Annotated in this window: 15 protein-coding genes; 4 read left to right on the forward strand and 11 right to left on the reverse strand. The window is 41.6% G+C overall.

Features of this window, described 5'->3' with window-relative positions:
- Positions 1-237 precede the first annotated feature (237 nt).
- From MTF64_RS14365 to MTF64_RS14390, 6 genes are all read right to left on the reverse strand, one after another.
- Entirely contained in the window at positions 238-1,434 is a 1,197-nt protein-coding gene (locus tag MTF64_RS14365; RefSeq protein ID WP_248451790.1) for a dipeptidase, read from the reverse strand.
- A 64-nt stretch (positions 1,435-1,498) separates the two neighbouring features.
- Positions 1,499-1,753, reverse strand: coding sequence for a YheU family protein (locus MTF64_RS14370; protein WP_004589625.1), 255 nt, complete (start codon positions 1,751-1,753; stop codon positions 1,499-1,501).
- Positions 1,750-2,742, reverse strand: coding sequence for a hydrolase (locus MTF64_RS14375; RefSeq protein ID WP_248451791.1), 993 nt, complete (start codon positions 2,740-2,742; stop codon positions 1,750-1,752). The genes MTF64_RS14370 and MTF64_RS14375 overlap by 4 nt, the downstream gene beginning before the upstream one ends.
- Positions 2,743-2,853: 111 nt before the next feature.
- Entirely contained in the window at positions 2,854-3,000 is a 147-nt protein-coding gene (locus MTF64_RS14380) for a hypothetical protein (protein ID WP_004589623.1), read from the reverse strand.
- Positions 3,001-3,381: 381 nt separating this feature from the next.
- Positions 3,382-3,804 (reverse strand): TIGR02444 family protein, encoded by a 423-nt coding sequence (locus MTF64_RS14385; RefSeq protein WP_248451792.1) that lies wholly within the window; start codon positions 3,802-3,804, stop codon positions 3,382-3,384.
- Entirely contained in the window at positions 3,788-5,710 is a 1,923-nt protein-coding gene (locus MTF64_RS14390; protein WP_064384660.1) for an ATP-binding cassette domain-containing protein, read from the reverse strand. The genes MTF64_RS14385 and MTF64_RS14390 overlap by 17 nt, the downstream gene beginning before the upstream one ends.
- Before the next feature lie 132 nt (positions 5,711-5,842).
- Here MTF64_RS14390 and MTF64_RS14395 point away from each other — a divergent pair, with 132 nt between their 5' ends.
- Positions 5,843-6,046 (forward strand): YheV family putative zinc ribbon protein, encoded by a 204-nt coding sequence (locus MTF64_RS14395; protein WP_004589620.1) that lies wholly within the window; start codon positions 5,843-5,845, stop codon positions 6,044-6,046.
- A gap of 23 nt (positions 6,047-6,069) precedes the next feature.
- On the opposite strand, the gene MTF64_RS14400 is transcribed toward MTF64_RS14395, so the two are convergent.
- A complete protein-coding gene (locus tag MTF64_RS14400; RefSeq protein ID WP_004589619.1) occupies positions 6,070-6,282 on the reverse strand; it encodes a SlyX family protein in 213 nt (70 codons plus the stop codon).
- A complete protein-coding gene (locus MTF64_RS14405; protein WP_024033936.1) occupies positions 6,269-7,267 on the reverse strand; it encodes a hypothetical protein in 999 nt (332 codons plus the stop codon). The genes MTF64_RS14400 and MTF64_RS14405 overlap by 14 nt, the downstream gene beginning before the upstream one ends.
- Positions 7,268-7,471: 204 nt before the next feature.
- Between MTF64_RS14405 and fkpA the strand changes: the two genes are divergently transcribed.
- On the forward strand, positions 7,472-8,218 hold the full coding sequence (gene fkpA / locus MTF64_RS14410) for an FKBP-type peptidyl-prolyl cis-trans isomerase (RefSeq protein WP_096740303.1): 747 nt from the start codon (positions 7,472-7,474) through the stop codon (positions 8,216-8,218).
- Between the two features lie 58 nt (positions 8,219-8,276).
- On the opposite strand, the gene MTF64_RS14415 is transcribed toward fkpA, so the two are convergent.
- Positions 8,277-8,747, reverse strand: a complete 471-nt coding sequence (locus MTF64_RS14415; RefSeq protein WP_004589394.1) for an Rsd/AlgQ family anti-sigma factor — start codon at positions 8,745-8,747, stop codon at positions 8,277-8,279.
- Between the two features lie 524 nt (positions 8,748-9,271).
- Here MTF64_RS14415 and hemE point away from each other — a divergent pair.
- Positions 9,272-10,336, forward strand: coding sequence for a uroporphyrinogen decarboxylase (hemE, locus tag MTF64_RS14420; RefSeq protein ID WP_024033935.1), 1,065 nt, complete (start codon positions 9,272-9,274; stop codon positions 10,334-10,336).
- 68 nt (positions 10,337-10,404) lie between these two features.
- On the opposite strand, the gene sthA is transcribed toward hemE, so the two are convergent.
- Positions 10,405-11,835 (reverse strand): Si-specific NAD(P)(+) transhydrogenase, encoded by a 1,431-nt coding sequence (sthA, locus tag MTF64_RS14425; RefSeq protein ID WP_029774151.1) that lies wholly within the window; start codon positions 11,833-11,835, stop codon positions 10,405-10,407.
- Positions 11,836-11,848: 13 nt separating this feature from the next.
- Positions 11,849-12,982 (reverse strand): fatty acid desaturase, encoded by a 1,134-nt coding sequence (locus MTF64_RS14430; RefSeq protein ID WP_054983308.1) that lies wholly within the window; start codon positions 12,980-12,982, stop codon positions 11,849-11,851.
- 127 nt (positions 12,983-13,109) lie between these two features.
- Here MTF64_RS14430 and fabR point away from each other — a divergent pair, with 127 nt between their 5' ends.
- Complete coding sequence (fabR, locus tag MTF64_RS14435; protein WP_248451793.1) at positions 13,110-13,730, forward strand: HTH-type transcriptional repressor FabR; 621 nt, start codon at positions 13,110-13,112, stop codon at positions 13,728-13,730.
- Positions 13,731-14,113: the final 383 nt, after the last annotated feature.

Consider the following 14,113-nt stretch of genomic DNA (forward strand, 5'->3'; position numbering starts at 1 on the left):
CTGTATGTTTACGAAACGCTTTTACTTTCATGAGAACTGACTCCTAAATAGGTGTCTACTTTTATGGAGTCAGATCAGCTTGGTGTTAAATTATACTTAACACATAAAAAAGCACGACTTTAAGCCGCGCTATTAATTAAACTTTTTGACAACTGACAACTGACAACTGACAACTGACAACTGACAACTGACAACTGACAACTGACAACTGACAACTGACAACTGACAGCTTACAGCTTAGTGCTTTTTCGCATATGCTTCGGCTTGCTTCCAAACCCTTAGCGTATTTTCGCTTAAAATCTTTTTAATGTCTGAATCGCTGTAACCTCTGTCCATTAAGCCTTGCACTAGGTTAGGGTAGCTAGATACATCCTTTAAGCCAATCGGTAACGAATCGCCTACACCGTCGTAGTCAGAGCCAATGCCCACGTAATCAATGCCAATAAGCTCTACAACGTGATCAATATGATCAAGTACTTGCTCAAGGCTTGCAAACGGGAATGGGTTTTTAGCGCGGTACGCTGCATCAAAGCCTTTACTCGGCTTAGTGCCTTCTTTTTTAACGGTCTCTTTAGTGCTTTTAAGGTCTTTGTACCACGCACCGGCTTTAGAGGTTACAAAGCTTGAGCCAAAGTTAATTTGAATAACCCCGCCATTCTTTTTAAGCGCTAATAACATGTCATCATTCATATTACGCTCAAAGCCCGGCGTGTATTTGCGCAGTGAAGAGTGTGAAGCAATCACCGGCGTTTTAGATAGCTCCATTACCTGATAAAACGCATCATCTGATATATGTGATACGTCAATTAGCATACCGACGTTGTTCATTTCAGTAATTAGCTTTTTACCAAATGGGCTTAAACCTTTCCATTTACGACGAATATCGTAAGACGAGTCAGAAATATGGTTGCTTTGCGAGTGCGCAAGCGTGATGTAGCGTACACCGCGGTCAAAAAAGTGCTGAAGGTTTTCCATTTTTCCTTCAATTGGCGAGCCATTCTCCATGCCCATCGCAATTGACAGTTTACCTTGCTCAAATTGCGCTTCTATATCCGCTGTTGAGCTAGCAATAGCAAATTTATCAGGAGCACGCTGTGCAATCGCTTCCATGCTATCAATCATTTGATTGGCTAGCTGGTAGCTTTTACCTTTGCCTTCAAATTCTAAGTGAGCAGGAATATAAATCGACATAAAAGGCGCGTTTAAACCGCCCGTTACTGCGCGAGGGTAGTCAAAGTCGCCGCCGTCGGTGGTTTTAGTTACATCAACCCATTTTTCGTGGATACGATAAGGTACATCAATATGGGTGTCGATTAAAATAGTGTCTTTTGCTAGTTTTACTGCTTTGTCTGACGGGCTTTTTACTTGCTCTGCAAAGGCTTGTGGTGTTAAAGCTAGTGATATGGCTACCACTAGAGTGCTGAGTTTTATCATGTTTTGGCTCTTTGGGTAAAAAGCCATTGTGTACGTTCAGCTCAAAAGTTACAAGTGTTAGGCGTTAATCAAACGACTGTGCTTCATGCTCTTCGCTTTGCAGTGCTTTAAATTCATTTTTTGAAATAATAGTGACCGACTCATGTAGCTCAGAAAAAAACACCATCGCTTCACCATTTCTAAGCTGCTGATTAACCTGCGCTACTTTACTTTGAATACTCACTTCTTGCTCACCGTAATCGGTGCCTTCACGAAGCACGTAGCTTTCAATTAGGTTATAGAGGGTGTCTTTATCAAGTTGTTCAAAAGGGATAATCATAACTGCTTACTGCTCGCTTTAGTGGGGACGTGCTGGCCAAAATAATGAGGGACGGCTTGTTCAAGCCAAAATACCGGCCTAAACGGATTATTACCGCTAATAAACCCTACGTGGCCGCCTTTTTCAGAGACGCTCAGGGTAACATGCTCACTCACATCTCGCCTACTTGGCACGGCTTTAATCGACAACATTGGATCGTCCTTGGCATGAATTATTAACGTAGGAATCGCAATATGCTTTAAGTAAGGCATTGCGCTGGCTTGGCGATAGTAATCATGTGCGTTTTCAAAGCCATGCAGTGGAGCAGTTAGTTGATTATCAAACTCTAGCAAATCGTCAATTTTCATTAACTGCTCAGAGGTAATAGGTATTTGCTGCTTAATTTGTGGCAATTTACGCTGCATTGATTTTTTCATTCTATCGAGCAAATACTTTTGGTAAATTTTGCCTAAGCTTTTACGAATAACATCGCTTGATGATGATAAATCATAAGGAGCCGAAACCACGGCTGCAGCACTTAATGGGCAGTTTTCTCGCTCTTCGCCTAGGTATTTAGCCAGTACATTGCCCCCTAACGAAAAACCAACAGCCATAATAGGGCGGCTGGGAAATTGCTCCCTTAAATGATTTATAAAAAAAGCTAAATCGGCGGTATCGCCACTATGATAAGCACGGGGTAAGCGGTTAACTTCACTTGAGCAGTTTCTAAAGTGCATAAGTACTACGGCATAGCCTTGTTTTTTTAAGGCTTTCATCATGCCTTTGGCATAAAAGCTATTTATGTTGCCTTCAAGGCCATGTAAAACCACAGCAAGGGGAGCGTTTTCGTTATGAGGCAGCGACCATGCAAGTTCAATAAAATCGCCGTCGGGCGTATCAAGTTGCTCAAGTTCGTAGGACGTATTGTGAAATGGACGGAAAAAACGCGGCATTATGGTTTGAACGTGACGATTGGTCATCCACCATGCTGGTTTAAACTTATTGATCATGTTTGTACTACGCACTATGAAAAAAACGAAGCGTTAGTGTACCAAATTTTTCGCTTTATAAAATAAAAAGCGCCTAATCAGTAACCTGAGTAGGCGCTTTGTGCGTCGTGCTTAATGATGCTCGGGAACTTCAGCCTCGCTAATTTTTTTAATAAAGTAAAAAGCGTAAAATAGGCAAAGAGAAATCACGACGCCTAAAATCCCAAAAGACATAAATAAAACAGGGTCGCTAAAAAAGTCTCTAAAGAATACGTTCATGATTAATCTCCTCGTTCAGTTGATGGAGACATCATAAAGTGACTTTGCAAAGCATAATGTGATCGAGATCAAACTATTTCTCTGCGTGGAAAAAGTAACCAAGTAAAGTTGATGTAGATCATGTTTTAGGAGCTATTCAGTTTCTACTGCAGCGCCTATAGGCTTTGAAGAATCAATCGGCTTAAAGATTTTTTGCACAAAGAGAAAAAAATGAGAAGTAAATGAGAAAATATAGCCACAAGCCAGTAGCGGCTAGGCTTATATTATCTAGCGATAATAACTTGGCTTTTATTTTCCTCTAAAAGCGCAGCGTCTCTAATCCTCTTTGTGATTAATTGGCTTTAAAATGAACATTTAGAAGAGGGTGTAAAAACTGACAGCTTAAGTGGCTTTCACATACAGCTCAATATTGTTTGGCTTTACAGCTTCTAAAAAGCTAAGCTTATTCGCTGTATCAACCAGTATTTGCTGTTGTTGCTTTTCAAGCTTTAACTCGGCGCTTAATAGCTCTTGGCGTATTTTTGCATAGTCGCTGATGCTTTCTTGATTGGCTTTTAAATAACGACGAGCGGCACGCAGAGGTTTAAGTGCTTGTGTATCAAATTCATTAACTGAGTCTATTAAAACACTGAGCTGCTCGGCATTAATACTTAGCTTAAGTGAATCTAAGTACAGCAAAAATAAGCACAGATTAACGTTTTTACCTTGCTGGTTTTGCAGTGCCAGCAAGGTTTGTTGTTGCCCAGGCTTTGCGTACAAAGCGCAGGCAAATTGCCAAAAGTCGTTTTTATTGAGCAAGTTCATCGGCAAAGGCCTGCTCTTTTTCTTCCATTTCTTCAAGCGCCATTAGTAGCTCTTCTTCAGTGTCGTTTACTTTAGGGGTAAGCGTTGCTTGCTTAGCAATTAGCTCTTTTAACTGGGCTTTGTTATCGTCGTTGTAGAGTGTGTTGTCGCCAAGGGCTACTTCAACTTCGCTAAGCTCTGCAGTAAATTTATCGAGCTGCTTTTCAAGCTTTTCAATTTGTTTTTTAAGCGGTTGAATGGCTTTTCTAAACTCAGCTTCTAGGCGCTTTTGCTCTTTACGATTAACGCTTGGATTTGCTTTTGGCTCGTCAGGCTGCTGGCTTTTAGCGGCTTCTTTATTTGCATTGAGTAACCATTGGTAATAGGCATCTAAATCGTAACCAAATTGAGTGACTTTGCCATCATCGACTAAATAAAATTCATCGGCGGTGTTTTTAAGCATGTGGCGATCGTGCGATACGGTAACCATGGCGCCTTCAAAGCCTTGTAGTGCCATTACTAGCGCGTGGCGCATTTCTAAATCAAGGTGGTTAGTTGGCTCATCAAGTAGTAGTAAATTGGGTTTTTGATACACTAACATGGCTAGCACTAAGCGGGCTTTTTCACCGCCCGAAAACGGCGCCACGGGCTCAAGTGCTTTATCGCCAATAAATGCAAAACCACCTAAAAAGTCACGCAATGATTGCTCAGTGGCCTGAGGGTTTAAACGTTGAATATGGGTCACTGCGCTGGCTTTTAAATCAAGCGATTCAAGTTGGTGCTGCGCAAAGTAACCTATATTTAAGCCATGGTGTTGAACCACTTTACCTGCTTGCGGCTCAAGCTCGCCCGCTAATAGCTTTATAAGCGTTGATTTACCCGCGCCGTTACGACCGAGTAACGCAATACGGCTGCCAGGAACTAGGTTTAGCGCGATATTATTTAAAATAGTGACATCGCCATAACCTGCTTTTGCTTTATCTAGGGTCATTAGCGGGTTAGGCAGGGCTGTTGGCTCGGCAAATTCAAAGTCAAATGGTGAGTCGGCATGTGCAGGTGCCAGCTTTTCCATACGTTCGAGTGCTTTTACACGGCTTTGTGCCTGTTTGGCCTTACTGGCTTTGGCTTTAAAGCGAGTTATAAACTGTTCAAGATGGGCAATTTGCTCTTGTTGTTTTTCAAACATTGCTTGTTGTTGTAACAAGCGCTCTGCTTTTTGGCGTTCAAACTGTGAGTAGTTACCTTTGTACACATTAATAAGCTGTTTATCGACATGCCAAATTTGATCAACCACGGCGTCTAAAAACTCGCGGTCATGAGATATAAGTACCAAGGTGCCTGTGTAGGCGCGTAAAAAGCGCTCAAGCCAGTAAACGGCATCTAAATCAAGGTGGTTGGTAGGCTCATCGAGTAATAGTAAGTCGGCATCGCGAATAAGTGCTTGTGCAAGGTTTAAACGCATACGCCAACCACCAGAAAATGCGCTTACAGGGTTTTCTATTTGGTGATTAGCAAAGCCTAAGCCGTGCAGCAATTCGCCCGCTTTTGACTCTATGCTGTAGCCTTTAATATTTTCAAGCTGAATATGTACTTTGGCTTGGGTGTCACCATCGTTTGTTTGCTCAGCTTCACGCAGGGCAATGCGCAATGCATAGTATTCAGGGTGGCCTTGAAGTACATAATCAATGGCGCTTATTTCAAGGGCTGGGGTTTCTTGTTTTACAGAGGCAATAGACCAATCTTTCGGTATATTGCAATCACCCGCATCGAGTTGCAGCTCAGATTTTAATAAACTAAATAAGGTAGATTTACCACAGCCATTAGCGCCAACTAAGCCCACTTTGTGCTGTGGAAATAAAGTAGCCGAGGCATTTTTTAATAAGGCTTTTCCGCCACGAAGTAGTTCTATTTCTGAGATTTGGATCATGAATGCGTTACTTTACTGTGCCCTGGTTAAGTTGGCGCTATCATACCATAGAACGTATTGCTCTTATCAAGCGTATCAACATAGGAAGTTATACGATAAAATATCTGCAGTTCAAACCACAGGAAAAATGTTGTGAGACAAAAGAAGCGATTTATTGCTGGTGCATCGTGCCCTGAGTGTAAAGCCATGGATACCATGATGCTGTACAGAGAACATGATGTTGAAAAAGTAGAGTGTGTAGAGTGCGGCCACAAAATGGCGCAACCCGATAACGCTGTTCAGGCATCTACTCGCCAATTTGAACAAGTAATTGGTGTATTTAAACCGGGCGATTAACCCGGTTTTATTTTTTACCCACCTTAGTAATGTGGAGGAGGCGGCTCTTGCATTTGCGACATTAACGACGGCTGCTGCGCTTCTTTAAGTTTTTCTGCTAGTAACTCAGTTTGGCGCTTCATTTTTGCAAGCTGCTGTTGGTGTGCTTTTAGCTCGTCATTTAATATTTCTATTGTTTCGTCTTGAAAAGCAACTTTTGCCTCAAGCTCCATTAAACGATTTTCAATTGTGTTCATTTGCTTCTCGTATTGTAAAGTGCTCTGCAATTCCGCTCGAGCTCTCGGTTAACAACGACTTGCCGTTATCTATAAACGTTACATCTAGCACCACAGCCGATTTAGGCTTACTGCCTTCACGTGGTGTGACTTGCCAAGTTTGAATTTTTTCTCCGCTGGGTAACTGCCATAAGTCAACGCGCTTATTGGGCGAGCCTGTGGCCAGCAATGTGCCTTGTTCGTTAAAGCGTACCGCAGTAAAAATTTTCTGACGCGCAATATACGCCAGTTTACTCACAAGATCACCTGTAGTCAGCTTCCATACATGTGCTTGCTTCATACTATCTGCGGTAAATGCGTAGCGACCTTGTGGGTCTAGGGTTACTTGGGTAACACGAGTCGGGTGATTAAAGCGATGAATTACTTGCCCTGTACGTGTATCCCAAAAATAAGCAACGTAATCGTTTGAGCCGCTTAAGGCGTAGCGCCCATTAGGCGATAAATCAACGGTGTTTACTTTGTCTTGGTGGCCTAAAAACTCAATGCGGCGTCCGGTTTCTAGGTTTAAAAATACCACTACGCCGTCGCTTCTGCCGTATAAAACACTGCGGCCTTGGTTACTTATCGCAATATCGCGAATAGTGGCTTGTTGAATTTTATAATAGCCGCGGTTTTCGCCGCTGCTAATATCCCACACGGCAAAGGTGGTTTTTTCTGCGGTAACGGCCACGCTATTATCAAACGCAATAGCCACAGCATACACTAGGCTTTCTTGTGATTGCTGTTGAAACCATTGATATTTTAGCACCTGCTGTTGATTATCCCACAGGGCGACCCCATGGTGAATGGAGGAGACTAGGCTGTATTTACCATCGTTAGATACTGCCGAGGAAAACGCACCCTGTGCTGCGTGTTCAAAGCGTTGTGCAGCTTGCTGTTTTTGATCGCTACAAGCTAGGGCTAATAAACAGCTAAAAGCGATTAAAAAAGTACGAAATATCGACATATTACAGGTATTTCCTCTTAACTCTTAGTGACTGAGAGGTTAGACTAGGTCACGTTGAAGGCCTAGGGTGTTTGTCTAATCACTATAATAGGTTAGGTTTTAATTTAGTTAGTTATTAAACAAGCAGCCTATCATGTAGGCCGTTAATCTTTAACTAGTAATAATACAATAAATGACAACTGCAAAGTGTGTCGGAGATTTAAAATGAAAAAGACGATTAGATTGTCATTGATTGCAGCGTCGGTTTTAGCGCTTACAGCTTGTAATCAAGAAGCAAAACAAGAACAAGCTGAAGTTAAATTAGACACTGTAGAGCAGCAACAAGCATACGGTATTGGTGCATCAGTAGGTAACTTTTTAAATAAAGACCTAGCTGATAAATCAGAGATTGGTATTGAACTAGACCAAGCACTATTAATTCGTGGTTTTGAAGACGCGCTTGCTGGTAATGCAAAAATCGATGAAGAAAAAATCCGTGAAGTGCTAACTGAGCTAGATACATCAGTGCGTACAAAGCAAGAAGCTAAAGCTAAAGTTGAGTCTGAAAAAAGCAAAGAAGCAGGTAAAAAATACCTAGAAGAAAATGCTAAAAAAGAAGGCGTAACAGTAACTGAGTCAGGTCTACAGTACGAAGTACTTAGCGAAGGCGAAGGCGAAAAGCCAGCAGCAACAGACGTAGTTAAAGTACATTACAAAGGTACTTTATTAGACGGCACTGAGTTTGATAGCTCTTATGCGCGTAACGAGCCAACTACTTTCCCTCTTAACCGTGTAATTGCGGGTTGGACTGAAGGTTTACAGCTTATGTCAGTAGGGTCTAAGTACAAGTTCACTATTCCTTCTGAACTTGCTTACGGCGATCGTGACCTAGGTAAAATTCCAGCTAACTCAACGCTTGTTTTTGAAGTAGAACTACTTGAAATACAAGATGACGAAGCACCTGCGCAATAAGCGGTAGCTTATAACGCAAAAAGGGACCATAACGGTCCCTTTTTTGTAGGCAATTTTATTAATCTGTGTGGTTAGAAAACAAATTATCTATTAGCTCATCTTCTAGTTCAAAACGCGCTTCTAACGTTTCGCCAAGTACCGACAAATCGTTATCAAACTCAGCTAATAAGTCCTCTTTATCTACTTCTGCGTATTTATCGTTAAAATCTAAAGCAATATCTGTTGTGCTAGAAATGCGCGGGTAAATTGTATTTGCCAGCTCTTGGCTTTCAAGGCCCTTGCTTTCACAGGCTTTTGCAATGTCATCGTACACTTCAAAATGGCCGGCAGATAAGTAATCCATTAAAATTTGGCAAAATGATTGAATTTGTTCTGGCTCTGGTAAGGCGTGATCTTTTTTGTCGTATGGCGAAAACCCAGCCATTTTACAATAAAGTACAATTAACTCTTGGCGCTCGTTTAACCATTTATCAATGACAGTATGGCTACCACCCCATTTTTGTTGAGCTTTCTCTACGCGCGTCAGCATTACTGTTCTCCTAAGCTGGGTCACTTTTATGGTTAAATTTAAATTTTCTTATACATCAAGATATATTTTATTTAAGTGTATATCAACAAGTAAAAGGTATGAGCTGGTGCATGTGTGTATTTATTGTAGGTAAATTATCATTTTATTGCAGGCAAGAAAAAACCACCGGTTAAGGTGGCTTAATTTCTTGTTTTGGCCTGTTAATACAAGCTTTCTTATTGTTATAGAAGATTTTTGTTATTTTTATTATAAATATTTTTGTTATTGTTGTTTAAGATTTTTATTATTGTTCTTGTTAACGCGGGACAAACAATACCAAGGTTTTTGTTATGTTGCAAACATATTAACAAAAAGTTTTTATTGTTAGTTCTTTTTGGTTATTTAACACTCAAATGTGACTAAATAAGCAACAAACTAGGTTCTGTTAGCTGTAACACATGTTTTAAGAGCTTAGCGATAGAGAGCCGGAGAATATGGTGGTACAATCTTGAACAATTTCTATAAGCCTCAGGATTATTTACGCTATGAGCGAATTAAAAAACGACCGTTATTTACGTGCACTTGCAAAACAACCCGTTGATGTAACACCGGTATGGATGATGCGCCAAGCAGGACGCTATTTACCAGAGTACCGTGCTACACGTGCACAAGCGGGCGATTTTATGAGCCTGTGCCGTAATGCTGAGCTTGCATGTGAAGTAACACTACAACCCCTTCGCCGTTACCCGTTAGATGCTGCTATTTTATTTAGTGACATTTTAACTATTCCCGATGCTATGGGTTTAGGTTTGTACTTTGAAACCGGTGAAGGCCCTAAATTTGAAAACCCTATTTCGTCACTTGCTGATGTTAAAAAGATTCCTAAGCTAGACCCAACTGACGAGCTTGGCTATGTAATGAACGCAGTAAGTACTATTCGCCGTGAACTTAAAGGCGAAGTGCCACTAATTGGCTTTTCGGGTTCACCGTGGACACTAGCAACTTACATGGTTGAAGGTGGAAGCAGTAAAGTATTTGGTAAAATTAAAAAAATGGCGTTTGCAGAGCCGCAAACACTACATTTATTACTAGATAAATTAGCTGATTCAGTCATTGATTACTTAAACGCGCAAGTAAAAGCCGGTGCGCAATCGTTAATGGTATTTGACTCGTGGGGCGGCGTATTAAGCCCGCGCGATTACAACGAATTCTCACTGCAATACATGCATAAAATTGTTGATGGTTTAATTCGCGAATACGACGGTCGTAAAGTGCCGGTAACGCTATTTACCAAAAATGGTGGCCAGTGGATTGAAGCAATTGCAGCAACAGGCTGTGATGCAGTAGGTCTTGATTGGACTATTAATATTGGCGACGCTAAACGTCGTGTAGGCGATAAAGTTGCATTGCAAGGTAATATGGACCCGTCAATGCTTCACGGTACGCCTGATCGTATCCGCCAAGAAGTAGGCACTATTTTAGAAGACTTTGGCACAGGTGATGGCCACGTATTTAACTTAGGCCACGGTATTACACCAGATGTAGACCCAGAAAACGCCGGTGTATTTATTAATGCAGTACATGAGCTAAGCGCGCAATACCACAAATAACAACCGTAGTATTAATAGCTATTAAAAAGCCCGCTAATTAGCGGGCTTTTTGCTGTGTAGTAATCGGGTTAAGTAAATAACCTATTTAATCCATTTAACGCCGCAACACGGTAGGCTTCTGCCATCGTTGGGTAGTTAAATGTGGTATTTACAAAGTAGTCAACAGTGTTGCCTGCCCCTTTTTGTTCCATAATGGCTTGGCCAATGTGAACAATTTCTGAGGCACGCTCACCAAAGCAATGCACGCCAAGTACTTCTTTTGTTTCACTGTGAAACAATATTTTTAAACTACCAACTTCTGTACCCGCAATTTGCGCACGAGCTAAGTGCTTAAACTGAGCACGACCAACTTCATACGGTACTTTTGCAGCGGTTAGCTGTTGCTCTGTTTTACCTACCGAACTCATTTCAGGAATGGTATAAATACCGGCCGGTATATCTATAATTAGCTTATCTTCGCAATTACCGCAGGCAATAGCATCGGCAGCTATACGGCCTTGATCAAATGCAGCACTCGCTAAGCTTGGGTAGCCAATTACATCACCTACTGCGTAAACGTTGTCTACCTCAGTTTGGTACATTTCGTTGACTTTAAGCTGGCCTCGACCATCGGCTTTTAAACCAATAGCTTCAAGGTTTAGCGTATCGGTATTACCTGTGCGCCCGTTAGCAAATAAAATACAGTCGGCTTTTACACGCTTGCCCGATTTTAAATGCATTACAACGCAATCTGAGCGTGTTTCTATACGGTCAAACTCTTCGTTATGACGAATAACAATACCGCTATTCCAAAAGTGGTAGCTAAGCGCATCAGAAATTTCTGCATCCATAAAGGCTAATAAGCGGTCGCGCGTGTTTACTAAATCTACCTTAGCACCTAAGCCTTTAAAGATTGAAGCGTATTCACAGCCAATAACACCCGCACCGTATATAAGTACACGTTGTGGGTCGTGCTCTAGGCCTAAAATAGTATCGCTGTCGTAAATACGTGAATGGCTAAAGTCGACCTCAGGTGGGCGGTATGGGCGTGAGCCAGTAGCAATTACAATGGTTTTAGCGGTAATACGCTCTGCTGAGCCATCAAGGCGCTTAATTTCAACCGTGTGTTTATCTACAAAGCTCGCATCGCCTTGGTACATATGAATGCGGTTACGGTCGTAAAAGCTGCTACGTAAGTTTGACTGCTTAGAAATAACAGAACTTGCATGACTTAAAATATCAGGAAACGTTAAGCGGCTAGGGCGCTCGCCAACATTAAAAAGTGGGTTTGCTTTGTATTCAATATAGCGGCTAACCGAGTGGCGTAATGCTTTTGAAGGAATTGTTCCCCAATGTACACAGCCACCGCCAACCGCTTGTTGGCGCTCAATAACCGCTACTTTTTTATCGTTTTTAGATAGGTTCATGGCGGTGCCTTCACCGCCAGGGCCCGTACCAATAATTATTGCGTCATATTGGTAAACTACGGGTGCTTTTTTTTGTTCTGGTTGTTTGGCCACAGCCACTCCTAAATTAATTAAAAGAGGCTTTTAATAACCTCGCATTAAGTGCTAGCCATGCCTGTTTTTGATTTTCCCAGGCGGCTTCCAGCTCATGGTATTGTGTCATTAATGCTGATTGTTCACACTGCTTTGCCATGTTATTTTTTTTAGCTTCTAACACTTGTTTTTGTAGTGAACAGTAATTTTGCAGCTTTTTCAGCAGTAAATCGTACTCTTGTTGTAATAATGTAAGCTTATCTTGCGCTAAAGGCAATTTTGAAAGGCGCGTTTGCGTTTTACTCATTAGCGTTTCGGCTTTGGCTTTTTCTATGCGCTCAACCGGGGTGCGCTTTAATTTACTGGCTAAACCGAGCGCTGCTAAAGAGCGAATCATCCATTTAGTTGGGTCGTAATGAAACCACTTAATACCGTTACGGTAATCGCTTGCAAAAATATGGTGAAAGTTATGGTAACCCTCGCCATAAGTAAATAACGCTAAAAAGCCATTATCGCGCGCAGTGTTTTTCTCAGTGTATGGGCGTGAGCCCCAAATATGAGCCAATGAATTAATGAAAAAGGTAAAGTGCTGGCTCAATACTAAGCGCAATAAACCTGCAAGTAGTAGCATACCCCACACATCGCCTACTAATAAACCAAGCACAAGCGGTAAACCGACATTCATGGCTATAACAAGCTTTAAGTAGTGTTTATGCTGCCACATAACAATTTTATTGCGCTGTAAATCGCGACAATTACTGTAATCGTTATAACTGTCGCCTTGGTAATCACGTAGCATCCAGCCAATATGGCTGTACCAAAAACCGTTAGTTGCGGCGTAAGGGTCTTTTACTGGGTCATCTACTTGGCCGTGGTGTATACGATGATCGCTACTCCAGTGCAACGCACTGTTTTGCAAAGCAAATGCGCCACCAAGGGCAAAAATAAATTCTATTGCAGGGTGTACGTTATAGGCTTTATGCGCCCATAATCGGTGGTATCCGGCAGTAATAGATAGGCCTGCGTAAAACATACAGCCTACAAATGCAATCCAATGCGCGCTGGTAAATCCGTAACTAATGCCGTACCAAGGTACAAGTGTGACAGCCGCCAAAAAGGTTAGGCTAAAAAATAGGACGTTTGTCCAAATAATCGGTGGTTTATTCATCGTTTTTACTCTCAGCGTACAACTGTAAGCTAAAATAGTGTTTCAATCTCTTGGCGTCAAGTATTAGACTAGACAATTCGGCTAATTATCATTAAAACTTCATATAAAATTACTCAGGGAGCTGTGGATGTCGGGTGTTAGAGCACAACAGAAACAAAAAACACGACAAGCCTTAATTGAGGCGGCATTTAATCAGCTTAGTGCTGATCATAGTTTTTCTAATTTAAGCTTACGCGAAGTTGCCCGCGAAGCAGGTATTGCCCCCACCTCTTTTTATCGCCACTTTAAAGATATGAACGAGCTAGGTTTAACCATGGTCGACGAAGCAGGCTTAACCCTTCGCCAGCTTATGCGCCAAGCCCGCAGACGTATAGCCAGTGGCGGCAGCGTAATAAATACTTCGGTTGTTACCTTTATGGAGTTTATTGATAACTCAAGCAACCAATTTAGATTACTGCTGCGAGAACGTTCTGGCACCTCAAAAGCCTTTAGAGCCGCCGTAGCGCGTGAGGTAAAACACTTTATTTTAGAGCTTGCGCATTATTTAGAAAGCGAAACCAAGTGCGATTCAATCCATGCTTATATTCAGGCCGAAGCCATGGTAACACTGGTATTTAATGCCGGCGCTGAAGCACTTGATATAGAAGGTCAACAACGCGAAGAACTCATTGAGCGGGTTATTTGGCAGCTACGTTATATTACCCGCGGTGCAGGTAATTATATTCGTGAAACAAATAATCAGGTTTAGCTTAAAAAATTAGCAATAAGTTAATCTAAGCACGCAAGTTTACTCAACACATTAATTTAAGCTAAAAAGTGTAGCTGTGTGATTTATAAAACCTGAATATGCTATTTTAAGGTATATAAATTTCTTTAATGTGGGGTTTTTATTCCTTTGTTTGGAATATTTATGCTTGCACCAACTGCTTTGTAATGTTAAAAATAGGCCTCACTGAACACACACACAAGAAACAAGATGCAAAATATTCGTTTAATTACACTAAAACTTAACCTCTTACTGCTATGGTCAGTGAGCGGGGATTAGTGTGTTTGCATCGAGTTAAACACTAAAAACCCCGCAATTGCGGGGTTTTTTATTATCTCGCGGCTGGGATAAATTGAAATTTGGGT

This window comes from Pseudoalteromonas sp. 2CM41L, assembly GCF_023161905.1.
GTDB lineage: Bacteria > Pseudomonadota > Gammaproteobacteria > Enterobacterales > Alteromonadaceae > Pseudoalteromonas > Pseudoalteromonas atlantica.

What these genes read in the sequence shown, in the direction of transcription:
- MTF64_RS14365 (WP_248451790.1), bottom strand. Translation starts at nt 1,434, where the DNA reads ATGATAAAACTCAGCACTCTAGTGGTAGCCATATCACTAGCTTTAACA.
- MTF64_RS14390 (WP_064384660.1), bottom strand. Translation starts at nt 5,710, where the DNA reads ATGATCCAAATCTCAGAAATAGAACTACTTCGTGGCGGAAAAGCCTTA.
- MTF64_RS14380 (WP_004589623.1), bottom strand. Translation starts at nt 3,000, where the DNA reads ATGAACGTATTCTTTAGAGACTTTTTTAGCGACCCTGTTTTATTTATG.
- MTF64_RS14400 (WP_004589619.1), bottom strand. Translation starts at nt 6,282, where the DNA reads ATGAACACAATTGAAAATCGTTTAATGGAGCTTGAGGCAAAAGTTGCT.
- MTF64_RS14385 (WP_248451792.1), bottom strand. Translation starts at nt 3,804, where the DNA reads ATGAACTTGCTCAATAAAAACGACTTTTGGCAATTTGCCTGCGCTTTG.
- MTF64_RS14375 (WP_248451791.1), bottom strand. Translation starts at nt 2,742, where the DNA reads ATGATCAATAAGTTTAAACCAGCATGGTGGATGACCAATCGTCACGTT.
- MTF64_RS14405 (WP_024033936.1), bottom strand. Translation starts at nt 7,267, where the DNA reads ATGTCGATATTTCGTACTTTTTTAATCGCTTTTAGCTGTTTATTAGCC.
- hemE (WP_024033935.1), top strand. Translation starts at nt 9,272, where the DNA reads ATGAGCGAATTAAAAAACGACCGTTATTTACGTGCACTTGCAAAACAA.
- MTF64_RS14370 (WP_004589625.1), bottom strand. Translation starts at nt 1,753, where the DNA reads ATGATTATCCCTTTTGAACAACTTGATAAAGACACCCTCTATAACCTA.
- MTF64_RS14430 (WP_054983308.1), bottom strand. Translation starts at nt 12,982, where the DNA reads ATGAATAAACCACCGATTATTTGGACAAACGTCCTATTTTTTAGCCTA.
- fabR (WP_248451793.1), top strand. Translation starts at nt 13,110, where the DNA reads ATGTCGGGTGTTAGAGCACAACAGAAACAAAAAACACGACAAGCCTTA.
- MTF64_RS14415 (WP_004589394.1), bottom strand. Translation starts at nt 8,747, where the DNA reads ATGCTGACGCGCGTAGAGAAAGCTCAACAAAAATGGGGTGGTAGCCAT.
- fkpA (WP_096740303.1), top strand. Translation starts at nt 7,472, where the DNA reads ATGAAAAAGACGATTAGATTGTCATTGATTGCAGCGTCGGTTTTAGCG.